This window comes from Fictibacillus barbaricus (assembly GCF_031457135.1).
GTDB lineage: Bacteria > Bacillota > Bacilli > Bacillales > Fictibacillaceae > Fictibacillus > Fictibacillus barbaricus_A.
On the sequence record NZ_JAVDWA010000004.1, the window covers coordinates 69,548 to 95,495 of the forward strand.

The 25,948-nt window shown below is 39.4% G+C and carries 22 protein-coding genes, 1 other RNA gene, 1 pseudogene and 1 other annotated feature; of the genes and pseudogenes, 4 read left to right on the plus strand and 20 right to left on the minus strand.

Translation table 11 applies throughout. The features are described from left to right. Positions 1 to 39: 39 nt before the first annotated feature. From J2X07_RS12760 to J2X07_RS12770, 3 genes are read right to left on the minus strand one after another with little or no spacing between them, the layout of a single operon-like run. The gene (locus J2X07_RS12760) at positions 40 to 1,179 is read right to left on the minus strand and encodes a cysteine desulfurase family protein (protein ID WP_310259182.1); all 1,140 of its coding nucleotides are present in this window, start codon (positions 1,177 to 1,179) and stop codon (positions 40 to 42) included. A gap of 14 nt (positions 1,180 to 1,193) precedes the next feature. After that, positions 1,194 to 1,613 (minus strand): cysteine metabolism transcriptional regulator CymR, encoded by a 420-nt coding sequence (cymR, locus tag J2X07_RS12765; protein WP_310259184.1) that lies wholly within the window; start codon positions 1,611 to 1,613, stop codon positions 1,194 to 1,196. After that, complete coding sequence (locus J2X07_RS12770; protein WP_396194170.1) at positions 1,546 to 2,256, minus strand: YitT family protein; 711 nt, start codon at positions 2,254 to 2,256, stop codon at positions 1,546 to 1,548. The genes cymR and J2X07_RS12770 overlap by 68 nt, the downstream gene beginning before the upstream one ends. Before the next feature lie 146 nt (positions 2,257 to 2,402). Between J2X07_RS12770 and J2X07_RS12775 the strand changes: the two genes are divergently transcribed. Further along, positions 2,403 to 3,737, plus strand: coding sequence for an AAA family ATPase (locus J2X07_RS12775; RefSeq protein WP_310259830.1), 1,335 nt, complete (start codon positions 2,403 to 2,405; stop codon positions 3,735 to 3,737). Positions 3,738 to 3,864: 127 nt separating this feature from the next. Further along, positions 3,865 to 4,671, plus strand: coding sequence for an RsfA family transcriptional regulator (locus J2X07_RS12780; protein WP_310259186.1), 807 nt, complete (start codon positions 3,865 to 3,867; stop codon positions 4,669 to 4,671). Positions 4,672 to 5,299: 628 nt separating this feature from the next. On the opposite strand, the gene J2X07_RS12785 is transcribed toward J2X07_RS12780, so the two are convergent. The 11 genes and pseudogenes from J2X07_RS12785 to J2X07_RS12835 all read right to left on the minus strand — a co-directional run bounded on the left by J2X07_RS12785 (position 5,300) and on the right by J2X07_RS12835 (position 19,049). Next, positions 5,300 to 6,067, minus strand: coding sequence for a tRNA threonylcarbamoyladenosine dehydratase (locus J2X07_RS12785; protein WP_310259188.1), 768 nt, complete (start codon positions 6,065 to 6,067; stop codon positions 5,300 to 5,302). A 219-nt stretch (positions 6,068 to 6,286) separates the two neighbouring features. Next, a non-coding RNA gene (gene ssrS, locus J2X07_RS12790) (6S RNA) lies at positions 6,287 to 6,466 on the minus strand. A gap of 91 nt (positions 6,467 to 6,557) precedes the next feature. Beyond that, positions 6,558 to 8,336 carry an aspartate--tRNA ligase gene (gene aspS, locus J2X07_RS12795; protein ID WP_310259190.1) on the minus strand — a complete coding sequence of 593 codons (1,779 nt, stop codon included), beginning with the start codon at positions 8,334 to 8,336 and terminating at the stop codon, positions 6,558 to 6,560. 14 nt (positions 8,337 to 8,350) lie between these two features. Next, positions 8,351 to 9,619 carry a histidine--tRNA ligase gene (gene hisS / locus J2X07_RS12800; protein ID WP_310259192.1) on the minus strand — a complete coding sequence of 423 codons (1,269 nt, stop codon included), beginning with the start codon at positions 9,617 to 9,619 and terminating at the stop codon, positions 8,351 to 8,353. 449 nt (positions 9,620 to 10,068) lie between these two features. After that, positions 10,069 to 10,298, minus strand: a binding site (T-box leader). 51 nt (positions 10,299 to 10,349) lie between these two features. Next, complete coding sequence (locus tag J2X07_RS12805; RefSeq protein ID WP_310259195.1) at positions 10,350 to 10,523, minus strand: hypothetical protein; 174 nt, start codon at positions 10,521 to 10,523, stop codon at positions 10,350 to 10,352. 130 nt (positions 10,524 to 10,653) lie between these two features. Beyond that, on the minus strand, positions 10,654 to 11,097 hold the full coding sequence (gene dtd, locus J2X07_RS12810) for a D-aminoacyl-tRNA deacylase (protein WP_310259197.1): 444 nt from the start codon (positions 11,095 to 11,097) through the stop codon (positions 10,654 to 10,656). Positions 11,098 to 11,119: 22 nt separating this feature from the next. Beyond that, complete coding sequence (locus tag J2X07_RS12815) at positions 11,120 to 13,303, minus strand: RelA/SpoT family protein (protein WP_310259198.1); 2,184 nt, start codon at positions 13,301 to 13,303, stop codon at positions 11,120 to 11,122. A 155-nt stretch (positions 13,304 to 13,458) separates the two neighbouring features. Next, positions 13,459 to 13,971, minus strand: a complete 513-nt coding sequence (locus J2X07_RS12820) for an adenine phosphoribosyltransferase (RefSeq protein ID WP_310259201.1) — start codon at positions 13,969 to 13,971, stop codon at positions 13,459 to 13,461. A 20-nt stretch (positions 13,972 to 13,991) separates the two neighbouring features. Continuing rightward, the gene (recJ, locus tag J2X07_RS12825) at positions 13,992 to 16,343 is read right to left on the minus strand and encodes a single-stranded-DNA-specific exonuclease RecJ (RefSeq protein WP_310259204.1); all 2,352 of its coding nucleotides are present in this window, start codon (positions 16,341 to 16,343) and stop codon (positions 13,992 to 13,994) included. Between the two features lie 73 nt (positions 16,344 to 16,416). After that, positions 16,417 to 18,634: pseudogene (gene secDF / locus J2X07_RS12830) on the minus strand (protein translocase subunit SecDF). Positions 18,635 to 18,797: 163 nt separating this feature from the next. Further along, positions 18,798 to 19,049, minus strand: a complete 252-nt coding sequence (locus tag J2X07_RS12835; RefSeq protein ID WP_310259206.1) for a post-transcriptional regulator — start codon at positions 19,047 to 19,049, stop codon at positions 18,798 to 18,800. 104 nt (positions 19,050 to 19,153) lie between these two features. Between J2X07_RS12835 and spoVB the strand changes: the two genes are divergently transcribed. Continuing rightward, the gene (gene spoVB, locus J2X07_RS12840) at positions 19,154 to 20,704 is read left to right on the plus strand and encodes a stage V sporulation protein B (protein ID WP_310259208.1); all 1,551 of its coding nucleotides are present in this window, start codon (positions 19,154 to 19,156) and stop codon (positions 20,702 to 20,704) included. Positions 20,705 to 20,727: 23 nt separating this feature from the next. On the opposite strand, the gene J2X07_RS12845 is transcribed toward spoVB, so the two are convergent. Further along, the gene (locus J2X07_RS12845) at positions 20,728 to 21,387 is read right to left on the minus strand and encodes a DUF421 domain-containing protein (protein WP_310259212.1); all 660 of its coding nucleotides are present in this window, start codon (positions 21,385 to 21,387) and stop codon (positions 20,728 to 20,730) included. A 178-nt stretch (positions 21,388 to 21,565) separates the two neighbouring features. Here J2X07_RS12845 and J2X07_RS12850 point away from each other — a divergent pair, with 178 nt between their 5' ends. Next, positions 21,566 to 21,952 carry a TIGR04086 family membrane protein gene (locus J2X07_RS12850; protein ID WP_310259214.1) on the plus strand — a complete coding sequence of 129 codons (387 nt, stop codon included), beginning with the start codon at positions 21,566 to 21,568 and terminating at the stop codon, positions 21,950 to 21,952. A 30-nt stretch (positions 21,953 to 21,982) separates the two neighbouring features. Here the strand turns inward: J2X07_RS12850 and yajC are convergent, their stop codons facing one another. The 5 genes from yajC to ruvB all read right to left on the minus strand — a co-directional run bounded on the left by yajC (position 21,983) and on the right by ruvB (position 25,942). Then, positions 21,983 to 22,246, minus strand: a complete 264-nt coding sequence (gene yajC, locus J2X07_RS12855) for a preprotein translocase subunit YajC (protein ID WP_310259215.1) — start codon at positions 22,244 to 22,246, stop codon at positions 21,983 to 21,985. 299 nt (positions 22,247 to 22,545) lie between these two features. Beyond that, entirely contained in the window at positions 22,546 to 23,688 is a 1,143-nt protein-coding gene (tgt, locus tag J2X07_RS12860) for a tRNA guanosine(34) transglycosylase Tgt (RefSeq protein WP_310259218.1), read from the minus strand. Between the two features lie 16 nt (positions 23,689 to 23,704). Next, a complete protein-coding gene (gene queA / locus J2X07_RS12865; RefSeq protein ID WP_310259220.1) occupies positions 23,705 to 24,733 on the minus strand; it encodes a tRNA preQ1(34) S-adenosylmethionine ribosyltransferase-isomerase QueA in 1,029 nt (342 codons plus the stop codon). 19 nt (positions 24,734 to 24,752) lie between these two features. Continuing rightward, entirely contained in the window at positions 24,753 to 24,944 is a 192-nt protein-coding gene (locus J2X07_RS12870; RefSeq protein WP_310259223.1) for a DUF2905 domain-containing protein, read from the minus strand. Then, positions 24,941 to 25,942: a Holliday junction branch migration DNA helicase RuvB gene (gene ruvB / locus J2X07_RS12875; protein WP_310259226.1), complete on the minus strand. Its 1,002-nt coding sequence runs from the start codon at positions 25,940 to 25,942 to the stop codon at positions 24,941 to 24,943. The genes J2X07_RS12870 and ruvB overlap by 4 nt, the downstream gene beginning before the upstream one ends. Positions 25,943 to 25,948 lie beyond the last annotated feature (6 nt).

Here is a 25,948-nt window from a genome sequence, read left to right on the forward strand (position 1 = left end):
GCATTCACCTCATTTCTTTCATATGAAAATCATTTTAACTTATTTTGTTAAACGTTTCACTATTTTTGCTGTCTCTGTTGCTGCATACTCAATATCTTCAATCGTATTGCCTAATCCAAAGCTGAATCTGACGGATGATTTTGTTCGTTCATCTGTTCCGAACATAGCAGTCAGTACATGTGAAGGTTCAACTGATCCAGCCGTACATGCTGACCCGCTCGAAGCTGCAATTCCAGCAAGATCCAAGTTAACAAGCATCACTTCTGTACTGACTTCTGTAAAACTCACATTCAAAATATGAGGAAGAAAGAATTCCGCACTGCCGTTTTGAACATATGAGATTCCTTGTTCATCCCAGATTTGCTTCATCCTATTTCGATAATTTACATATTGATCATAGCGGTCTTTGCGTTCAGCCTGAGAAATCGTTACTGCTTTGTTCAGCGCAGCAATTCCAGCTACATTTTCTGTTCCTGCTCTGCGTTTCCGCTCTTGCTCTCCCCCAAATCCTTGAGGAAGAAATGGGACACTCTCTCTCACATATAGAAAGCCTGTTCCTTTAGGACTATTGATTTTATGGCCAGATGCACTAAGCAAATCTATTTTTAACTCGTCTACTTGAATGGGTATGAGACCGAAAGCTTGTACCGCATCCGTGTGGAAAAAAATATCCCTTTCATCCAGTACACTTCCGATTGTTTGAATATCCTGAAGGGTTCCTGTCTCGTTATTTCCGTACATGATTGAAACAAGAATCGTATCTTCTCTTAATTCGTTTTTCAACTGTTCAATCGAGATTCTGCCATATTGATCAACTGGCAGATACGTTACATCAAACCCTCTTTTCTCGAGCTCGTGAAACGTATGAAGTACAGCATGATGTTCAACTTGCGTCGTAATCACATGCTTTCCCTTCTCTTTTAAAGCAGATGCTGCACCTAATATCGCCATGTTATCGCTCTCGGTCCCCCCGCTCGTGAAAATGATGTCGTTGCGTGAGGCTCCGATTGATGAAGCAACTGTTTGGCGAGCGTCGTCTAGTACCTTTCTGGCACGTCTTCCATATTGATGGATACTTGAAGGATTACCAAAATGCTCCGTTAAATATGGAATCATCTCCTGCATTACTTCAGGATGTATGGGTGATGTTGCTGCATGATCCAAATAAACGTTTTTCATTATCAAATTCCTTCCTAAATATAAAACATGTAGGCATCCTGTGCGCCTTCGTCTTCATAATTTGCCAAGTCCTCTAGAGTCGTTGAGTCTAGTACATCTTTTACAGCATCTCGAATTTTTATCCAAAGATTCCGCTTTGCAGGCTCTTCATCATCCATCACTTCAACAGGCGATATCGGTCCCTCTAAGACACGAATAATATCTCCCGCTGTAATCGTTCCTGCTTCTTTTGCCAGAATGTATCCGCCGTATGCTCCTCTAATACTTTTTACTAATCCCGCATTTCGCAATGGAGCGATGAGCTGTTCCAAGTAATGTTCGGATAGGCTATGTTCTTTCGCTATCAATTTTAAGGCTATAGGACCTTCACCTGATTTCTTTGCTAACGCCATCATGATGGTTAATCCGTATCGGCCTTTTGTTGATATTTTCATATTGTTCACTCCGTTCTAAAACAATCTTAACTAGTTTTTGGCAATAAGGAAGTGTTCGACCTACTATACCGCCTATCGTTAAACAAAATAGAATCGTCCCAAAGGAGATCGGTCCTTTTAATACCCAGCCAAAAAACAAGACAAACAGTTCCATGTACAATCGGATCCTTGAAACCTTCATGCCTGATTTATCAGTTAAAGCTAACATTAAACTATCCCTCGGCCCTGCTCCACAGTTCGATGCGATATAAAGGCCAATACCAAAACCAAGAATTAAAATCCCTATTAAAAGATAAAGCCATTTCGTAAAGAGTGTGTCAGGATTATGAAAAAAGGGAAGCCATAAATAAAAATCTATAAACAAACCCATAAATAACATATTAAAAAAAGCACCTGGCTGCGGTAACTTTTTCGTCAACAATGCCGTTGTTAAAATAATAATAAAACCCATAATGATCGACCAAGTTCCAATCGTTAGACCGAACTGTTCGAAAAGACCAATATGAAGCACATCCCAAGGTGCACTTCCAAGCCTTGCCTTAATCATGAGGGCAATTCCGAAGGCCATGATGAATAGGCCGATAAAAAACACAGACCATTCAAACATAAATTTGTTCAATCGATAGTGTGTATGGTCTTTCACTGTGCAAAACCCTTCCCATATGAAATTGTCATTCCATCTTTAGTCTACAGATTATTATAGCATGAAATAGTTTCAACTTGCATGAACGACTATTGTATAGTATTGTCATATGACGATTAGAACAGGTGTACGGAAGGATGAAAAGAATGGATTTATTTTCTTTTAAGGAAGGCAGCTCAGATTCTTTGAGAAGACCGCTTGCCAACCGAATGAGACCGCGCAAAATTCAGGAATTTATCGGACAAGAACACATCGCTGGTGAAGGAAAGCTTCTCAGAAGAGCAATCGAAGCGGATCAACTGACACCGATGATTTTCTTTGGTCCGCCGGGAACAGGAAAAACAACCTTAGCAAGAATCATCGCAAACTCAACTTCAGCATGGTTTGAACAATTAAATGCCGTCACTTCAGGTGTTGCCGATCTAAAAGTTGTAATGGCCGCTGCTAAAGACCGTCTTCTATTAGAAGATAAAAAAACAGTCTTGTTTATCGATGAGATCCACCGCTTTAATAAGAACCAGCAAGATGCCCTCTTGCCCTATGTAGAAGACGGCACCGTTATTTTAATCGGGGCTACTACAGAAAGCCCCATGTTTGAAATCAATCCGGCACTTTTATCAAGATCCAGATTATTTCGATTCGAGCCACTAACTGACAAGCATGTTAAACAAGTTATCGAGCAGGCTTTAAAGGATCCAGAAAGAGGCTATGGCAAACATCCTATTCAGATGGATGAGGATGCACTTGCACACCTTGTTTCGATCTCGAACGGTGATGCACGGACAGCACTTAATGCCGTAGAGCTGGCAGTGCTCACAACGAAACCTGATAAGAACGGGAACATTGTTATCACACTCGAAATTGCCGAAGAATCCATTCAGCAGCGAGTTCTGCAATATGATAAAAAAGGAGATAACCATTATGATACGGTTTCTGCCTTTATAAAAAGCATTCGGGGATCCGATCCTGATGCTGCGCTATACTGGTTAGCCAAAATGATTTATGCCGGTGAAGAACCTAGATTTATCGCTAGACGATTAATGGTCCATGCTGCAGAAGATATTGGTCTTGCTGATCCGAATGCCCTTTTGGTAGCACATGCTGCCAGTTATGCGGCAGATTTTATCGGAATGCCAGAAGCCCGGATCCCGCTTGCCGAAGCTACCGTTTATTTGGCAACCGCCCCAAAAAGCAACAAAGTGATCATGGGAATTGATAAAGCGATGGACACTGTCAAAAAAGAAAAAACAGGTCTCGTACCAATCCATTTACGTGATGCGCATTATAAAGGTGCTAAAGAATTAAAGCATGGAGAGGATTACAAATACCCTCACAATTTTGAAGACGGATATATTCCACAAGAATACTTGCCAAAGCATTTACAAGGTAAAACATTCTATGAACCAACAGAGCGCGGCTATGAAAAAAATATTAAGCGAAGACTGGATTATTTTAATGAACGAAAGAAAAAAGGCATGTAAAACTATGAGACTTTTAACATCCTTCTTAATCTAGCAAAATTTTATTACGGCGTGTATAGAAATCTCTTTATTTGGTAAACATGAAAATATTAAATGAAAATTTTCAGTACCTTAAGGAGAGATTAACGTGTCAAAAATCAGACAGGACGCATGGTCAGAAGAAGATGATCTGTTGTTAGCCGAAACCGTTCTGCGCCATGTCCGTGAAGGAAGTACACAACTGCACGCCTTTGAAGAAGTTGGAGATAAATTAGAACGGACTAGTGCTGCTGTAGGGTTCAGATGGAATGCCATCGTCAGAAAAAAATATGAACAAGCTTTAAAGATTGCTAAAAAGCAAAGAAAAGAGCGTCAGCGTGCTTTGGCAAAAACGCAGCAGCAACAGCCGCAGCAGCCAAAGCCTGTATACCAGCAGCCTGTATCAAAACCTGCTGCAGCACCCCAGATACACGACGATGAAACCTATCATCCTGAAGAATTCTTTAAAACTTCTTACACATATGATAGACAAGAAACGAGAGCGGTAAATACCACCGAAAGTCAGCCTGCTGTCTCTTCAGCGGTTCCTGCAGCATCAGGAAATGCCGCATATCAGCAGCTGTCTCAAGCTAGTAAACAAGAAGACTTAACTATTGATGAAGTAATAGACTTCCTTAATGGTTTAAAAAGAAATGGAATGTCCAGCGGTAAATTAGTACAAGAAAATATGGAACTGCGCTTACAGATGAATGAGCTTCTTCAGCAAAACAAAGTAATGAAAGAACAGCTCGCTGTTTTAGAAAAAGAACATCAAACCGTTCAAGAAGATTACCAAGCTCTTATCCAAATCATGGATCGTGCTAGAAAAATGGTATTATTCCAAGATGATGCAAATAACCCAAATCAAAGCTTTCGAATGGATAAAAACGGAAATCTAGAGAAACTGGCCAAATAATAGTTAAAGACCGAGAAGATGATTTATCTTTTCGGTCTTTTTCTTTAGCTGTTTTTCGTATTCATTGTTGCTTTTGATGGTAGTTGATTTCCGTTTCAGGTTGCTTGCTTTCCGCGGGGCAGGCGGTGAGCCACATTCGGACGTTTCACTTTTAAGTGTCTCACCTGTCTAGCTGCAGCGGTTAGCCCCTCGAGGTCAAAAGTTTAATGGCCCCGAAGGCAAAAAGCGCCTTCTTAGCCCATTTCCCTTTTGCTTGTCGGGGCTGACCAAACCGCCTCCGCTTTTCGGACTGCCCGCCTGTACCGCAGGAGTCTCGCACCTTACACTCCAATCAACATGCCATTGGAGTCAAATAACAAAAATGCCCCAGAAGCGAAAATTTTTTAGAAAAAACACTAATAATTAGACTTAATTAAGGAATTCTTATAAAAAGATTCTTAGCTTTTTCTTTTTTTTTTTGATTTATTAAAGAATGATAGTTCAAAGGCAAGAATTCAGATATTTAGTTGAATTCTGCACACTGTAAGTCTCCTTAATCCAAGCAAAACTAGCGAATACAAACAAAAAACTGGATCAATCGTGTTATTCACACTTTTAATCCAGCTTCATTTATAAAAATATCATTTTATTAGCGTATTCTTTCAATCTTGATGTTGTTCGCTTCGATAATTTTATTAATCACAAACCCTGCCATGAAAAGACCTGAAACGGATGGAACAAAGGCATTGGATGATGGCGGCAATTTTGCTTTTCGAATGCCAGGTGCATTTTCAGGAACGATTTCTTTACGAATTTCTTCGCGAATTTGGATCGGTTTTTCATCTGAGAAGACAACTGGAATGCCTTTTGTGATTCCTTCTTTTCTCAAGCGCTGGCGAATCACTTTTGCGATCGGATCATAGCTTGTTTTCGAAATATCTGCAATCTGTAGTCTCGTTGGATCCAGTTTGTTTGCTACACCCATACTAGAGATGATTGGAATGTTACGATTTAAACATTCTTTCATTAAATGAATTTTATATGAAATCGTATCGGATGCATCCACCACGAAATCTAATCCATATTCAAAGATCTGCTCGTACGTCTCTTCCGTGTAGAACATTTTTAATGCGATTACTTCACATTCAGGATTAATGAGTGCTATTCTTTCTTTCATTAAATCTACTTTAGGTTGTCCAACAGTTGTTGTTAGTGCATGTATTTGGCGATTTACATTTGTAATATCAACGTCGTCTTTATCGATAAGAAGTAAGCGCCCTACACCAGAACGTGCAAGAGCTTCTGCAGAGAACGAACCAACCCCGCCGATTCCTAAAATCGCTACTGTCGTATTTTTAAGTACGTCTATTCCATCTTTGCCTATAGCTAGTTCATTTCTTGAAAATTGATAAAGCATAAATATTGAGATCTCCTTTCAAAGTGCTGCATGAATAAAGAAAATGTATCTTTAACAGCATATCCACTTTTTAATAGAAAATCAATATGCTTACTTGGTTTTATCATATCAATGTGAAAAAGTCTGTTTTCGCACATTAAACTTCTATCAACTTATCAATGATGAGATTGAAAAAAACAAGTTAAAAGCAACCCATCTTTAAGGAAAAGCCAAAAAAAAATGAGTCCCAAAGATGCCGTCTCGCCTTAGTTTTGAACCTGCTCTCGCAGGTGGGTGCCTTGTTCCCCATTTTATCCGTCCCCTAGCTTTCAGGGCGTGGATGCTGTGGGAAAACACAAGCTCCCGATAAAAAAATGTTGGCTCAAAACTTTCGGTTTATAACGGTCAACATAGGACTCATCGTTTAAATAAATACTATCATACGAAAATCTGAAATACAAGACAAAATGTGTCTTTGTAAAAAACAATTCAAATTTTTCTAAATTTTATATTATTTTGTTTCTTGTTTTATTTTTACAGCCAGATGCAGCTCATCCAACTGCTTTTCGTTTACAGGAGATGGTGCGTTCGTAAGCAAACACGATGCTGATGCTGTTTTAGGGAATGCAATCGTGTCTCTTAAGTTTGTTCTTCCAGCTAACAGCATGACAAGGCGGTCAAGCCCTAATGCAATTCCTCCGTGCGGCGGTGTACCGTATTCAAATGCATCTAGAAGGAAACCAAACTCCTCACGCGCTCCTTCTTCTGTAAAGCCTAATACTTTAAACATTTTTTCTTGAACATCTCGCTGATAAATACGCTGTGACCCTCCACCTAATTCATAACCGTTTAGCACTAAATCATACGCCTGTGCTCTAACTTCACTTGGGTTTGAATCCATTAAATGAAGATCTTCTGTCTTTGGCATAGTAAACGGATGGTGCAAGGCTACATATCGTCCTGCTTCTTCATCCTTTTCTACAAGCGGGAAGTCAACCACCCATAAGAAGTTAAACTTCGTTTGATCAATTAAATCAAGGTCTTTTCCTAATTTTTGACGAAGTGCTCCAAGACTGTCTGCTACAACAGAAGGTTTATCCGCCACAAATAATAAAAGATCGCCTTCTGCTGCCTGCAGTGTACTGATAAGTGCTGCTGACTCTTCTTCGTTAAAGAATTTGGATATCGGCCCTTTTAAACCTTCTGCCTCAACTTTCATCCATGCTAAACCTTTCGCACCATACACTGATGTAAATTCAGTCAGATTATCGATATCTTTTCTTGAGTAGTTTGCTGCTTGGCCTTTTACGTTGATCGCTTTTACTTCACCGCCGTTTGCAACAGCAGCTGCAAATACTTTAAATCCAGATTCCTTTACTAATTCAGAAACATTAATCAATTCAAGTCCAAAACGCGTATCTGGCTTATCTGAACCATAACGATCCATCGCTTCTTTATATGTCATTCTCGGGAAGGGTTTAGGAACTTCAACACCCTTCACTTTTTGAAGCAAGCCTGTCATCATTGTTTCCATCATGGAAAGAAGAGCTTCTTGACTCATAAAAGAAGTCTCGATATCCACTTGTGTAAATTCAGGCTGGCGGTCTGCACGCAAATCTTCATCACGGAAGCAGCGAACGATTTGATAATACTTTTCAAAACCTGAAACCATTAACAACTGTTTAAACAGCTGAGGTGATTGCGGAAGCGCATAAAACTCACCTGGGTGAACACGGCTAGGAACTAAGTAATCACGTGCTCCCTCTGGCGTACTTTTTGTAAGCATTGGTGTTTCCATTTCCATAAATTCATCATTTTCCAGGAAGTTGCGAATATAACGGGTTACTTCATGACGCATCTTCAGCGTTTGCTGCATCACAGGGCGGCGCAAATCTAAATAACGATATTTCAGGCGTGTATCTTCATTGATCTCATTATCTTCGCTGATTGAAAAAGGAGGTGTTTTGGCACTGTTGACAATTTTAAGGTCAGCACCAGAAATTTCGATTTTCCCTGTTTCCATTGCTGGATTTACTGTACTTGCGTCTCTTTCGATGACTGTTCCAGTTACAGTTAACACAAATTCACTGCGTACTTTTTCTGCTGTCTCAAGAGCAGATGAGGATGCTTCAGGTGAAAAGACAACCTGAACAATACCAGAGCGGTCTCTAAGATCGATAAAAATAAGCCCGCCTAAATCACGGCGTTTTTGAACCCAGCCCGTTAATGTAACTTTTTCCCCGATCTGTTTTTCTGTAATTTTTCCGCATTGATGTGTACGATATTCCATACGATGTGTCCTCCTTATAATCCTTGCTTAATAAAAGCGCTCAAATTCTCTATAGAAATTTCTTTTTGTTCACCGGTTTCCATATTTTTAACTGCTACGATTCCGTTTTGCAGTTCTTCTTCACCTAAAATAGCAACAAATTTTGATTTGAGGCGATCTGCTGCTTTAAATTGTGCTTTCATCTTTTTATCTAAATAGTCTTTATCGCTTCTAATCCCTGCACTCCGAAGCTGATTTAAAATTGAAACGGACTTTAGTTTTGCTTCGTCTCCCAAAGTAACTAGATAGCAGTCGAGGTCTTCTTCCGTATCTAACGAAATACCTTCTGCTTCGAGAGCAAGCAGCAGCCGTTCAAGGCTCATTGCAAACCCGATACTTGGTGTAGATGGTCCTCCAAGATCCTCGACAAGCCCGTTATATCTTCCGCCGCCGCTTAAAGTTGTAATTGCTCCAAATCCATCTGCCTCACTCATGATTTCGAATGCTGTGTGGTTGTAATAATCAAGCCCGCGTACTAAGGTTGGATCGATCACATACTCTATACCCATCTCTGTAAGTGAAGCTTTCACCTGTTCAAAGTATGCTTTTGATTCTTCGTTCAGGTGTTCTAAAATGGATGGTGCACTTTTCATAAGTTCGTGATTACGGTCTTTTTTACAATCCAGAATGCGTAATGGATTTTTCTTTAATCGATTTTGGCAATCTGAGCAAAACTCTTCAATTCTTGGTTCAAAGTGATTAATGAGCGCTTCTTTATGCGTTTTTCTGCTATCTGAGTCACCAAGTGTATTTAAAACAAGACGCAGTTTCTTTAAACCGAGTTCTTGATAAACAGTCATTGCCAGCCCCATTACCTCTGCATCAATCGTCGGATCAGAAGAACCCATTGCTTCTACACCAAATTGAACGAATTGACGGTATCGGCCAGCCTGCGGTCTTTCGTAACGGAACATCTGTCCGATGTAATATAGCTTTACAGGCTGCTGCGCAAAACCAAACATTTTATTTTCAACGTAAGAGCGTGCGACAGATGCTGTACCTTCAGGACGAAGAGTTAAGCTTCTGTCTCCTCTGTCTGTAAATGTGTACATTTCCTTTTGAACGATATCAGTAGAATCGCCTACACCTCTTTGGAACAAGTCAGTGTGTTCAAACATAGGTGTTCTGATTTCTTTATAGTTAAATCTTGCACAAACCTCTTTTGCTTTTTCTTCTATAATCTGCCACTTTTCAACTTCTCCTGGGAGAATGTCCTTCGTTCCCCTTGGAATATTGATATTCATACTTTTCATCCTCCCTTTAAAATATAAGGCTATTTTCGCTACTTTGTTGCTTTTGATAGTAGTTGATTTACGTTTCAGTTGCTCGCTTTCCGCGGGGCAGGCGGTGAGCCACATTCGTACGTGTCACTTATAAGTGTCTCACCTGTCTAGCTGCAGCGGTTAGCCCCTCGAGGTAAAAGTTTAATGGTCCCGAAGGCAAAAAGCGCCTTCTTAGCCCATTCCCTTTTGCTTGTCGGGGCTGACCAAACCGCTTCCGCTTTTCGGACTGCCCGCCTGTCCCGCAGGAGTCTCGCACCTTCTACTCCAATCAACTCTCAAAGAAGACAATAAAAAGATTAAAAAGTAACAATCTTTTAGAAAATAACATTTAGATAAGAGCCTTTAAATAACAGCAATTAGAAAACAGCTAAAATAAAAAAATCCCGTCCCTTATGAAATGTATACATTTCATAAGGGACGGGATTTCCCGCGGTGCCACCCTGCTTCGAAGCTTAAAAAGCTTCCTCGTTATAGCAAGTAACGTTTGCCCACGAATAACTCTACTGAGATTTATTCACCGTTCGAATTAAAAACCTGTGAAGTGTCTTTCGTTTTATCATCAGGCAGAAATGCTTCCAGCCAAGGCATTCCCTCTCTAATCCTGTGGGGTAAAACTACTTTTCTTCGTCATCGGTTATGTAATTATATAATTTGGATTGTAAATTATCATACTTTTGTTACCGCTATAATGTCAATAGTTTTCGCGTTTTATTTTTTTCTTTAAATGATTTACCTGGTAAAGATCCAGACCAAACTCTTCAGCCAGTTCCATATGGTTCGACGATTTCTCTAAGGAAAGAAAGTCATGAAAACTTAGGTTTTTCCAATGAGGAACGCCGTCAATTCCTTTTCGATTCTGTCTCATAAAAAAATCCTCCGCCTTTTTGGTTAGTCTATCAATTAAGACGAAGGTTTCATTCATTTAATAAGGTGTTTTTTGCATTGAGAAAGAAAGTTGGGTGGTTGATTTTCAAAAACCTATGAAAAATATTAACTTAAACTTTAGAATCCAAAATTAATGTTACCGGTCCGTCATTCGTAAAGGTAACATCCATCATAGCTCCGAAAACTCCCGTTTGTACGTTAACACCTAATGATTTAAGTTTATCGTTGAAGTAATCGTAAATTTCTTTTGCCTGTTCAGGCTTAGCTGCTTGCATAAAATTTGGTCTTCTGCCCTTTTTCGTATCACCATAAAGAGTGAATTGGGAAATAGACAAAATACTGCCTTCTGTATCTTTAAGCGATAAATTCAACTTTTGTTCTTCGTCTTCAAATATACGAAGATTGATAATTTTTTCTGCTAAATAATCAGCATCTTTTTCAGTATCATCATGGGTGACTCCGACAAGCAGCATCAGCCCTTTGTCAATCTCACCTGTAACTTCTGAATCAACCGTAACAGCTGCTCTTTTTGATCGTTGCAGGACTACTTTCATCTTCCAAATCACTTCCTAACACTTATTGCATAAGACGTCGAACAGCATAGATATCCGGAATCCGTTTGATCCGTTCTACTACTTTTTGCAAATGACTGACATTGTGAATGGAAATGGACATACTGATTGTTGCCATTTTGTTTTTGTCCGACTTGCCGCTTACGGCTGTAATGTTTGTTTTTGTTTCTGCAACTGCATGCAGTACTTCATTAAGAAGGCCACGTCTGTCAAATCCGTTGATTTCAATATCTACGTTGTAATTTTTAGGCTGTTCTAAATTGCCTTCCCATTCAACAGGCAGTAAACGCACTTGGGCATCTTCGTTGTGTACATTTACACAGTCCTCCCGGTGAACAGAAACACCGCGGCCTTTTGTGATATAACCCACAATGTCATCACCTGGTACAGGATTACAGCACTTCGATAAACGAATCAGCATGTTATCGATGCCTTTTACTACAATACCTGAATCTGTTCTCCGTTTTGCTGCGGGTTTTTCTGCAGAATCCCTTATTGCATCCAGCAGTTCTGAATTGTCTGGATCCTGCTCTTTTTTACGGCGTACTTTATCGGTTAAGCGAGTTGCGATTTGTGCCGCAGTGATGCCATTATAGCCCACAGCCGCATACATATCTTCTTCGCCCGCAAAGTTATATTTTTGAGCCACATATTGCAGATTTTCACTCGTGAAGATTTCTTTAAGTTCATATCCGCGATTTTTGATCTCTTTTTCAACGAGCTCTTTTCCTTTAGCCACATTCTCTTCTCTTCGCTCACGCTTAAACCATTGTCTGATCTTGTTCTTCGCATGAGAACTCTGCGTGATTTTCAGCCAATCCTGACTTGGACCATAAGAGTGTTTGCTCGTAAGAATCTCAATAATATCCCCTGTTTTAAGACGATAATCAAGTGTGACCATCTTTCCGTTCACTTTAGCTCCTATACAACGGTTCCCGATTTCAGTATGAATTCGGTAGGCAAAATCGATAGGAACCGATCCAGAAGGAAGTTCGTATACGTCTCCTTTTGGAGTGAAAACAAACACCATATCAGAGAACAAATCTACTTTTAAAGACTCCATAAATTCTTCAGCATCAGTAAGATCATTCTGCCATTCTAAAATCTCACGGAACCAGGTAAGTTTATTTTCAAATGTACTGACTGGAGCCTTTGTTGCGCCTTCTTTATACGCCCAGTGGGCAGCAATACCGTATTCAGCTACACGATGCATATCTGATGTACGTATTTGAACTTCTAAAGGATCTCCTTTTGGACCGATAACCGTTGTATGAAGTGACTGATACATATTTGCTTTAGGCATGGCGATATAGTCTTTGAATCGTCCTGGCATAGGCTTATAGCATGTGTGAATGATTCCTAGGGCTGCATAGCAGTCCTTAATATTCTGAACAATAATCCTAACCGCAAGCAAATCATAAATCTCATTAAATTGCTTGCCTTGTTTGGCCATTTTTCGATAAATACTATAAATATGTTTCGGTCTGCCTGAAATTTCTACTGTAATTTGAACTTCTTTTAATTTGTTTTTCATTTCGTCCATAACTTGCTGGACATATTCTTCCCGCTCTGCACGCTTTTGCTGCATCAAATTAACAATCCGATAATATTGCTGTGGATTTAGGTATCTCAAAGAAACATCTTCTAACTCCCACTTTATCGTCGAAATACCAAGACGATGGGCAAGTGGAGCAAAGATCTCTAATGTTTCGTTCGCTTTTTGAATCTGTTTTTCTTTTGGCATATGTTTTAGCGTACGCATGTTGTGAAGACGGTCTGCAAGCTTAATTAAGATACAGCGAATATCCTGTGCCATCGCAACAAACATTTTACGATGATTCTCAGCCTGCTGCTCTTCTTTAGACTTGAATTTAATCTTCTTAAGTTTCGTTACCCCATCCACCAGCATGGCAACTTCTTCGTTGAACTGCTGGGAGATATCTTTAAGAGTAATCGATGTGTCTTCAACAACATCATGAAGAAATCCTGCAGCTATTGTTACAGGATCCATTTGAAGGTTCACCAAAATAGCCGCCACCTCAACCGGGTGGTGGATATAGGGCTCTCCGGATTTACGGAACTGTCCTTCATGCGCATCTCTCGCATATTCATAAGCCTTTGTTATAAAAGCGATATCTTCCTTTGAAAGATAGCTTTCCGCTTTTTGCAACACTTGCTCAATCGTCATGGAATCACCTTACGTTGTCAAAAGTATATTGCTTCTATTATCGTTAAATTCACAGCTTATGTAAAGCAAAAAACGAAATTTGTCGAATGATTTGGCTAGTTTAATGATTGCAAATGAAAAAGAGCCCTGTTTAGAGCTCTTTTTTTCGATTCTTTTTAGTATTGGGTTAACGTGAAAATATCATAACCTGATAATTTTTTTCGTCCATCTAAGTATGTTAGTTCAATCATAAATGCAATTCCCACAATAACCCCGCCAAGTTCTTCTACGAGTTTTATTGTCGCTTCGATCGTGCCGCCAGTTGCGAGCAAATCATCAGTAATTAAAACTCTTTGACCAGGTTTAATCGCGTCTTTGTGCATCGTTAAAACATCTTTTCCGTATTCAAGACCATAATCTACTCGGATTACTTCACGCGGAAGCTTCCCTTCTTTACGGACAGGAACAAATCCAAGACCTAAAGAATAAGCAACAGGACAGCCTACGATAAATCCGCGAGCTTCGGGTCCGACAATAACATCGACTTGTTTTTCTTTTGCATAGACAGCAATATCGTCCATTGCTTGTTTGTATACAGCTCCATCAGACATAAGAGATGTAATATCTTTAAAACGTATCCCTTCAATCGGGAAGTTTTCTACTACTGAAATAAACGGCTTATAATCCATGAATCTTTGCCTCCTGAAAATTACAAACTCGCTTTTTGCCGAGTTTGCTGAGTAAACCAGCTTTTTAAAGCATGATAGGAAGAATAGACGAGCTGGTTTTCAATATCAACCTGCTCAAATTTCTTTTGATACGTTTTCGAGCTGTCTAAATCCCGTTTTCCTGGTTTACTATTAATTGTAATCACACCATCGTCTATTGTAACAAATTCGAGCTCAAAAAACACCTGTGACATAAAATCAATTGTGTCTTTTGACCACCCTTTCCATTTTGCTAGTTCATGACCATCTTTTTTCAAATTGAATGTTTTTCTTTTTGCGATAAATGCGTAAAACCATTTAAAGTGTTCCCTTGTTGGGAGTGTTGTAAAAAAATGATCCGAATTCTGATGGAAAACAGCATATATTCGATCGGGTTCCCCTTTCGTCTCTAGCCATACACTAAATTCAGAAAGAGAAGATGGTACATCTAAAAAAACGAGGAATTTATTTTCAAATGCTTGATCTGGCAGATTTTCCAGCTCGTCACCTGCTAATGTATGTGCTGAGAGAGACTCTAATCCGAGCTCTTTTAAAGTTTGCGTTTGAAACGTGATAAAGTGCGTTTTCGTATAAGGCAGATTTAAGAGCCTTTTCCCTGCATCCTTTATTCCACGGTAATCGAAGAGCTGAAAGGAAGGGACAGAAATGTCTTCCAGTAAAAGCTGGGGCTTTCTGTATCCGTTCCATTCATTTAATTGCAGCTGCCCAACGATTGATAATTGAGAATAAGGGGTCATTTCATCAATAAGGTCTCCCTTTTGAAAGCCGATACAATCCAAGACAGACAATGCACCACCGCCTACCTGCAGCTTGAGATGATTTGATTGGCTGCCGATGCGTTTCATTTCCTTAATCGGCACTTCCTCGATTAAAACTCTTGGTGATGGATTACCTACACCAAATGGCGCTATTGTGTTTAAAAGGTCAACCGTATCAAGCGATATTTCATCAAGCGTAGCTGTCAAATCGATTGTCGTTACCGGAACATAGTCTTCAGGCTTTAATAATCTTTTTGCTTGTGTAATCAGCCGCTTTCTTAGTTCATCTACATCATGAAGGTTAAGAGTCATACCTGCTGCCATCGGGTGTCCCCCAAAATGCGGAAGTATATCTCTAGATTCTGACAAATTCTCAAACATATCAAATCCCTCAATGCTGCGTGCAGATCCTTTTGCAGTACCTTTCTCAGGGTCCAGACACAGGCAAATCGTTGGACGATAATATTTTTCGACTAGCCGTGATGCAACAATTCCAATAACGCCCGGATTCCAGCCTTCCTTTGCGAGAACGAGAACTTCATTTTGTTCAGGTGGAAAAGATTCTTCCACCATCGCGATGGCTTCTTTCGTAATTTCGTTCACAATCGCTTGTCGTTCTTTGTTCACTGAATCTACTTCTTCCGCAAGGATCGCTGACTGTTCGCGGTCTGTTGATGTAAATAATTCAACGACAGGCATAGCTGACCCTAGCCTTCCTGCGGCATTTACCCGCGGTCCGACTGCGAAACCAACATCTTCAGCTGAAAGATCTTTATCACTGAGTCCTGCTACCTTTAATAATTCCTGAAGACCAATTTTATCTGTTTTGGATAAAGCTTCAATCCCAAGCTTGGCTATCATTCTATTTTCATCAACCAGCGGAACAAGGTCAGCTATCGTTCCAATAGCAGCATAATCCAGCAGATGGACGAGTGGTTTGCCATGAAGGGCATGTGCCACTTTAAATGCAACACCTACCCCTGCCAGACCTTTAAAAGGATACATACATCCAGGTTTTTTGGGATTGATGATGCTATAGGCATCAGGTAAAACCGGTGGAGCTTCGTGATGGTCCGTTATAATAAAATCCAGTCCGATTTCTTTAGCGACATTTGCTTCATGAACAGCTGAGATTCCGGTATCTACTGTTACTACGAGTGAATATCCATCTTCTTTCGCTTTTCTTAAAGCAGGCTCATTCGGCCCATAGCCCTCGGTAAAACGATTAGGAATATAATAATCAAAATCCGCGCCTAATTCTTTCAACGCATAATACATAACAGTTGTACTGCTCACACCATCTGCATCATAGTCACCGAATATCAGAATCTTTTCATTCGATTCAATCGCCTTATGTATACGGTCTGTGCTTTCCTTCATACCGTCCAATAAAAATGGATCATGAAATTCATTTTTATCTATGTTTAAGAACAGCTCAGCTTCTTCAACTGAGTCAATTCCTCTTACAAGTAAAAGATTCGCTATTAATAGCGGAAGATCGAGTTTATCAGCAAGCTGCTTCGCTTTTTCCTCTGAAGCGTCTTGTACCTTCCACCTTGTTCTGGATTCCAACATAAAAATCACCTCTTAACCTATTCATTATACAAAACAGGATAAGAGGTGACAATTTATCATTCGTATTTAAAAATTAAATTTGTGGTTCTGCTTCTGCAGTACGCGGTTTTTTCGTTTTTAATTGACGTGATTTTAAAATATACCAAAGCTGTGAAGCAATGAAAATCGAAGAATACGCACCAAAGATTAAACCTATTAATAAGGCAACTGAGAAATTGTGAATCGAATCAGCACCGAAAATCAATAGTGCTACAGCTCCAATGACTACAGTTAAAACCGTATTGATAGAACGGCTTAATGTTTCATGAATACTCCTGTTAACAATTTCAGCAAGCTTTTCTTTACTCTTAACTTTTTCAAGTCTCATATTTTCCCGTATGCGGTCAAAAGTAACGATCGTGTCGTTTATCGAATAACCTACAATCGTTAGTACAGCCGCAATAAACGGAAGATCTACTTCGATCTTAAACATGCTGAAAATAGCAACGATCATAAATGCATCGTGAAACAATGCTATAATCGCCGCGATTGACATTGACCATTCAAATCGAAAAGCGACGTAGATGATGATTCCAACCGAAGCAATCAATACGGCAATGATTGCATTTTTGGCAAGCTCGCGGCCAACGGTAGGAGTAACCGTACTCACACTAGGCGGTTCTCCGTATTTCTTATCAAAATGTGTGTTCAATTTTGCGATTTCGTCTTTAGACAATACACCTTTAAATGCCACATTGGCCTGCGTATTGTTTTTCCCTGCCAAAACAACAGATTCTGGATCAAATCCCAACGATTTGAATTCTGATTCCACTTTTTCATTTGTTAGAGGCTCATTGGCAGTAATGTTTACTCTTGATCCACTTTCAAAATCCACTCCGCGCGTCAAACCGATTGTCAATAAACAAACGATACCAGCAACCGTAAGAAGAGCAGAAATGATAAAGTAAAGGTTTCTGTTTTTTACAAAGTCGTATTTAAAGCTCACGGATGTCACGCTCCTTTACCCCAAACAATCCTGGCTTCTTATCCAATAAACGGGACTGTACTAATAATCCAAGGAACAGCCTTGTTCCGAATACAGCCGTAATAAAACTTGCCAGTACTGAAATAATTAACACTAACGCAAAACCCTTAACTGAGCTTGTTCCATAAGCGAACAATACAGCAGCAGCTAAAATGGTTGTAATATTTGCATCAAAAATCGTCGTAAATGATCGGCGGTTTCCTGCTTTAAAAGCACTTAAAACAGATTTCCCGCTTCTTAGTTCTTCTTTTATCCGCTCATACGTAATGATATTGGCATCTACCGCCATACCAACTCCTAATATGAGGGCAGCAATACCCGGAAGTGTCAGGACTCCGTTCATCAAGTAGAATATCGCTAAAATTAAGTAAATATAGATCGATAATGTTAATACTGCGACGATACCAGGTACACGATAGTATAAAAGCATAAATAAGAAGATTATCCCTACCGCGATGTATCCAGCTTTTACCGTCTGACTTAATGCTTTTTCACCAAACTTAGCACCTACAGATGTGGAATATACTTCTTTTAATTTAACAGGAAGTGCTCCAGCATTTAAGATCTTGGCAAGACTTTGGGCTTCTTCTACTTTAAAAGCACCTGAAATCATGACTTCCTTTTGAGATAAAACTTCGTTTACTGCAGGAGCAGAAATATACTTAGGCTTTTTCCCGGCTAATTCTTTTTGGCGCTCCTCTTTGTATGTATCACCTTTTTCGTGGTCCAGCCAAATAACTAAGTAGTTTTCTCCTTGAGGACGCTTCGCCAAAATTTCTTTTGTAACTTTCGCGAACTTGTCAGCATCCTTAAGTTTCAATGAAACGATCGGCTCGTTCGTTTGTGATTTAAAAGATTGTTTTGCACCATTGCCTTCTAAGTCAGAACCATCGAGCAAGACTTTATCATTTACATCCCGGAATGTCAGCTCGGCTTGAGTTGATAATAGTTCACGTGCTTTATTTTGATCTGTAACTCCTGCAAGCTGAACACGAATCCGATTGTTTCCTTCAATCGTAATCTCGGGTTCGGATACACCGAGAACGTTAATTCGGCTGTTTAACGCTTCAACAGCACTCTTAAGTGTTTCCTGTGTTATTTTTTGGCCTTTTTTAGCGGGCTTTACGTCATATAGCACTTCAAAACCGCCTTGGAGGTCCAGTCCAAGCTTCGTTCCTTTAACAATCTTTTCTGTCGTAGCTCCGATCAAAGCGGCGATCATGATAAGCACCACAAAAAAGATAACGATCTTACTTCTTTTTACCACTCAAGAAACCTCCCTCATGCTGTATAAAAAAACAACATAACTTGTATAAAACAACTGCAATCCTTCTCATTATAGCGATTGTTGTTTTTTTCTGTCAATTTGTCATTTCAATATTTCTAAAAACATTAAAATATAAACAAAGTGAATCAAATAATTGACTCGATTATTTCCTATCTTCTGTGTAAGCCTTTTTGGTGAGCCATGTCATGAAATCATTTAATGATAAAGACAAGATCATGTCAACTAAACTGTGCAAACGCGGCTCAATTTTCTTTTTTTTCATTTTCGCCAACACACATTCCCATATTTCCTCGTTTGTAACACTCTCATACCCCATAAAGTGAAACTCTTCTTTTTTGCTGTTTACTGCAGGCTGCACTTCCATTTTCCATTCGGTATGCTGTATATTTTCCACTTTTTATCTCTCCTCTCTATTCCTAATGAAACAAGCAGTCATGTCTGTTCACATATCTTGCATATAGTTAAAATATGAGATTGTCCCAGAAAGGACAGGTAAACATGACAAAACAAACACTTGTACAAGGTACATTACTTCTTATTTTGGCTGGACTTATTACCAGAATACTCGGCTTTGTAAACCGGATTGTGATGGCCAGGGTAATGGGACAAGAAGGCGTTGGTCTTTATATGATGGCAGTACCTACATTCTTGCTCGCTGTTACCTTAACTAGACTTGGTCTCCCGGTTGCCATATCAAAGCTCGTTGCTGAGGCAGATGCTTCCGGTGATCGTTCAAAGGTTAGAAAAATTTTAATCGTATCATTGGCGATCACAGGTGTACTAAGTTTAATTATAACAGTAGCTCTGTTTATTGCAGCTCCTCTATTATCACAGTATTTCTTTACAGATCACAGAACGGTATGGCCTTTATTAGCAATTGCGCCTGTAGTGCCTGTAATTGCAATCTCGTCTGTGCTGCGTGGATATTTTCAGGGCTTGCAGAACATGCGGCCATCTGCCTATTCACAAGTCATCGAACAAATTGTAAGAATTACACTTGTTGCTTTATTAACAGGTTTATTTTTGCCATACGGTGTTGAATTTGCTGCTGCAGGTGCTATGATTTCGGTCATACTTGGTGAACTGGCTTCCCTTTTATATATGTTGTCCATGTTCAAAATGAAGAAAAAAATGCGTATACGCAAAGGTTTTTTTAAACATCTTAAAGATGGACAAGAAACAGTGAAAAATTTATTGAATATTGCACTTCCTACAACAGGCAGTCAATTAATCGGCTCTGTTTCCTATTTTTTCGAACCGATTATTGTAGCGCGAAGCCTATTTATTGCTGGTGTTACTACGAGTGTTGCAACCGCTCAATACGGAGAGCTTGCTGGTTATGTAATCCCCTTGCTGTTTCTCCCAACGTTTATTACGTATTCGTTATCTGTTTCGTTGGTACCTGCCATTAGTGAAGCTAACGCACAAAAAAAATACCATCTTATCGAGCATAGGTTAAACCAAGCACTAAAGCTTGCAATGCTCTCTGGAGGTATTGCGGCGGTGATTACATTTGTTTTTGCAGTTCCTATCATGGAATTGATGTATAATTCTCCTGCTTCTGCTTCTTATGTAAAAATTATGACTCCATTTTTCTTTTTTCTTTATTTTCAAGGGCCGCTGCAAGCTGTGTTACAAGCCCTCGATTTAGCAAAAGCTGCGATGATCAACAGTTTAATCGGAGCTTTAGTAAAGTTAGCCGCTATATTCGCTCTCGCTACACGTCCTGAATTTGGAATAATGGGGGCGGCATTAGCTATCGTATTTGGTATAGTTGTTGTAACCATGCTCCATTTTGCTACTGTAATAAAAGCCATCAGCTATACGATCGTTGTGAAAGATTTTGTGAAATGCATGCTCTCGATTTTCATAACTGGAGCTGGAGCAATGTACCTTTTTCAATATATGATGCCCCAATTTACAAGTGTCAAAGGCCTTGTTATCTGTGTGACAGGAACTTGCGGATTGTATTTATTTACTTTGATCTTCTTCAGACTTTTAAATAAAGATGACCTCAAGCATCTCCCTTTCATAAAAAGATGGGTCTAATAACAGCCTTTTTCATCGGCTGTTTATTTTTTTTCGTTTTTTTGGTCGATATATAATGACCCATCTTTATTTAGTGTACAGAACGAAATGGCTTTTACATCTTTAAATCCCACTTCTTTCAGCTTCTGTCTAAGCCATAGTGGTGTTTTATCCATCTTTTCCAAATTATCTTCAAGTACTTTTCCATCCAAGATAAGCGGGAGAATTGTATGGATAGCAGATGGTTCGAGATCTTCGTCTTTTCTAATAACAGATAATTTGCCAGTCGTTTCTAATACTCCAAATTCTACCTCATTTAAATTCCGAATATTATTTTCGCGTAATTGCGTCAGTAAATCATCAAAATTGTATCGTTGCTTTTTCATTTCATATTCATCCACTTTACCTTCTTTAATAATCAAAGAAGGTTTCCCGTCAACAAATTCTCTCATTTTTCTGCTCTTCAAAGAAATAATCGCAAGAATAAGCTGAACCCCAAGCAAAACAAAAATAGACACAAGAGAGTTCAACATAGGAACTTCAGGATCTTCAATGGATATTACAGCCAGCTCAGCAATCATAATTGATACGACGAAATCAAGGACAGATAATTTTCCGATTTCCCTTTTACCCATCATTCTAAAAACGACAAGAATTAAAAAATAAATAAACAAAGTCCTAAAAACAATCGTATACAGTTCCATGTTTCCCCTCCTTTCAAATATTCTGCTTTGTTAGTGTTGCACGAGTTGGCAGAAATCATGAGACGAAGGTTTTGCCAATAAAATATTTTGAGCTGAAAATCCAATTGCTTGTACTTCTATTTCACATTCGGCATGAATACAGTATAAAGAAAGCTTGTATGGATAAAGGAGGGTCAAGATGGGATTAAAGCATATGTTCCATTCAATGGGACGGGGTCTGGCGGCCATTCTTCTTTTGATAATGGTAAGCAGTTTAGTATTATCTTTTCTTTTACGTTTCACTGAGGTAACAGAATCTTCCTTAAAATGGGTAACCATTGGATTATCTTTTTTGGCTTTATTTGTTGGGGGATTTATTTCTGGAAAAAAAGGCCAAAACAAAGGATGGATGCTTGGAGGCGGAACTAGTTTATTGTTTTCGTTCCTTGTTTTTCTAATTCAGTATTTAGGGTACCAAAGCACTTTTAATTCTACACAATACATGTATCATGGTATTTTTCTTGCTTTGTCTATGTTGGGCGGAATAATGGGAGTTAATTTAAGCAGCCATAATAACTATAAATAAGACCCGTCTATAGACGGGTCTTATCTGTTATTATGCTTCATTTCTAACTTCACGTATAGCGTTGCGATCAAATGTTAATTTAGCTCCATCATTCGAACGAATAACTACGATTAGATCATTAATGCTTTCAATCGTACCATGCAAACCGCCAATCGTAACTATTTTATCGCCTTTTTTCATGCTTGATTGCATTTCTCTTACTGATTTCTGTCTCTTTTGCTGTGGACGAATCAATAAAAAATAAAATATTGCAAACATTAACAAAATTGGGATTAAACTTTTTAGTCCTGCCATTTCTTCTTCACCCCTTTCTATAAAATAGGCTTTTTTCTCTGAAGTAGTTGATTTCCGCTCCAGGTTGCTCGCTTTCCGCAGGGCAGGCGGTGAGCCACATTCGTACGTTTCACTTTTAAGTGTCTCACCTGCCCGCCTGTCCCGCAGGAGTCTCGCACCTTGCTCTCCAATCAACAGTCAAAGCAGACAATAATAGAACTTTAAAAAGCAACAATCTTTTAGAAAATACCGTTTAGAAAAGATCTTCATTTAAATCTTTAAAGTATATACATTCTCGCATACTCCATAAATGTGTAAAATTAAAAATTACGGGCATTTGGTTTATTGAATCCGTACATTTCAAAAAACTCATTTCTAAAATCAAGCAGTCTGTCTTCTAGAATAGCTTGTCTCACCTGCTTCATTAAGTTTACCAAAAAATAAAGGTTATGGTAACTTGTCAGACGGAAACCAAACGTTTCATTCGCCTTTACAAGATGACGAATATACGCTCTCGAATAAGTTCGGCAAACATGACAATCACATTTTTCATCGATCGGACGGAAATCACGGGCATACTTAGCGTTGCGGACAACAAGTCTTCCTTCACTTGTCATGCATGTTCCATTTCTGGCAATTCGTGTTGGAAGTACGCAATCAAACATATCAATTCCACGGATAGCACCATCAATTAATGAATCCGGAGAACCGACACCCATTAAGTATCGAGGTTTGTTATCAGGCAGATGCGGTGTCGTGAAATCCAGTACTCTGTTCATGACATCTTTAGGTTCTCCAACCGATAAGCCTCCGACCGCATATCCAGGGAAATCTAAAGAAACGAGATCGCGGGCACTTTGTTTTCTCAGCTCTTCATATTCTCCCCCTTGAACGATACCGAATAACGCTTGATCTTCAGGACGGCCGTGCGCTTTCAAACAGCGTTCAGCCCAACGGCTTGTCCGTTCAACTGAAGCCTTCATATAATCGTATTCTGCTGGGTATGGCGGACATTCATCGAAAGCCATCATAATATCCGAACCGAGTGCATTTTGAATCTCCATCGCACCTTCTGGACTTAAGAATAGTTTTTCCCCGCTTAAATGGTTTCTAAAATGAACGCCTTCCTCTTCAATCTTTCTTAAGTCACTTAATGAAAATACTTGAAAGCCGCCAGAATCCGTAAGAATCGGCCGGTCCCAGTTCATAAATTTATGAAGACCGCCTGCCTCTTTTACGATATCGTGGCCGGGTCTTAACCATAAGTGATACGTGTTGCTTAAAATGATTTCAGCACCAAGTTCTTTTAATTCTTCAGGGCTCATCGTTTTAACTGTTGCTAATGTCCCGACTGGCATAAATATTGGGGTTTCAAACGACCCATGAGGTGTATGGACTTTCCCTAGTCTAGCACCAGACTGTTTACATGTTTTAATTAATTCATACGTTACTGCTGGCTTCATTTCTTTGTTGTCCCCCTTAAAGTATAAGCATCGCATCACCGAAACTGAAAAAACGATACTTTTCTTCAACGGCTTCGTTGTATGCTCTCATCACAAAATCTTTGTTGGCAAATGCACTAACCAGCATAATCAGTGTTGATTTTGGCAAATGAAAATTAGTTATTAAACCATCTATCCCTTTAAATTCATATCCAGGGTAGATAAAAATACTCGTCCAGCCTGAATCCTCTTGAAACGTTCCATCAAATTTAGTTGCAACCGTCTCCAGTGTACGTGTACTTGTCGTTCCCACTGTAATGATTCTTCCGCCCGAGTTTTTAACGTGGTTCAACAGGTCAGCCGTTCCTTTTGTGATTTGATAAAATTCCGAGTGCATATCATGTTCTAAAATATTATCAACACTTACAGGCCGAAATGTTCCAAGGCCAACATGCAAGGTAATAAACGTGACATGCACTCCGATCGCTTTAATTTCTTCCAGCATTTCAGGAGTAAAGTGTAAACCTGCAGTTGGTGCAGCTGCCGAACCTTGATGAACGGCATAAACAGTCTGGTAACGGTCTTTTTCTTGAAGCTGCTCTTTAATGTATGGAGGAAGAGGCATCTGGCCTAATTCATCAAGAAGCTCATAAAAAATACCTGAATACATAAATTTTAATTGTCTTCCGCCATGTTCGCTAATATTCGTGCAGACAGCTTTTAGTCTTCCGTCACCAAAACTAATTTCCGTCCCCGGTTTCACTCTTTTAGCCGGTTTAACAAGCGTTTCCCAAGTATCTTGTCCTTCTTCTTTTAAAAGCAAGATTTCAACTTTGGCACCCGTATCTGTTTTTTGTCCAAAAAGGCGTGCAGGAAGCACTCGCGTATCGTTTAAAACGAGACAGTCTCCCTCTTTTAAGTAATCCTTAAGATCATAAAAGTGATTATGTGATATTTCTTCTGTTTCTTTATTCATTACCATTAGCCTTGAAGATGATCGGTTCTCCAGCGGAGTTTGAGCAATCAGCTCTTCTGGCAAGTGGAAATCAAAATCATTTACATTCATTCCGATCCATTCCTGCTTTCTATTTAAATCGTCCAATAATCATGAAGATAAGGGAAAGTACGATGCTGATAACAATAGACGTCATCAATGGAAAATAAACGGTTGTATTTCCTTTTTTCCATATCATATCACCCGGCATCTTCCCGATAAACGTACCTACTAATCCTATAATAATCAGTACGATCCCTGCAATAATTAAAAGCCGGTTCATCTATTTGAAGCCTCCAGTCCGAAGTAATGATAGGCTTGCTCAGTTACCATCCGTCCTCTCGGTGTTCGCTGTAAAAAACCGATTTGAAGCAAGTATGGTTCATACACATCTTCAATCGTCATCGATTCTTCACCAATTGTTGCTGAAATGGTTTCCAGCCCAACAGGACCACCTTTGTAAGTATGGATGATCCCTAGTAATAATTTATGGTCAATATGGTCCAAACCTAAACGGTCTACTTGCAATAACTCAAGGGCTTGCTGGCAATTTGCTAATGAAATTGTATCTTTTCCTTCTACTTGTACAAAATCCCGTACCCTTCGTAATAAACGATTTGCAATACGCGGGGTTCCTCTTGATCTTCTTGCAATTTCTTCAGCAGAAAGATCATCAACTTTAATACCGAAAACATCCCCTGTTCTTTTCACAATTTCAGAGAGTTCTTCAGGCTTGTAATATTCCAGCCTGGCCATAACACCAAATCGGTCTCTTAAGGGAGCAGATAATGACCCTGCTCTCGTAGTAGCACCAATTAAAGTAAATGGCGGAAGGTCTAAACGGACAGACCTTGCTAATTCTCCTTTTCCAATTACAATATCTAAACAAAAGTCCTCCATTGCGGAGTATAGAATTTCTTCGATTGCCCGTGATAATCGATGCACTTCATCAATAAAAAGAACATCTCCAGGTTCTAGTGATGTAAGAATCGCGGCTAAATCTCCAGGTCGTTCGATCGCAGGACCGCTGGTCGTTCGTATATTAACTTCCATTTCGTTGGCAATTATCGATGCTAACGTGGTTTTCCCAAGCCCCGGTGGCCCATATAGGAGCACATGATCCAGTGGTTCATTTCTCATTTTTGCTGCTTTAATAAATATACGCAGGTTTTCTTTAACAGAGGATTGCCCAATGTATTCATTTAATGCTTCCGGCCGCAGACTTAATTCCATGGTTGTTTCATCTTTACTTTCTTCTGAAGAAACAATTCTTTCTTCCACGTATCC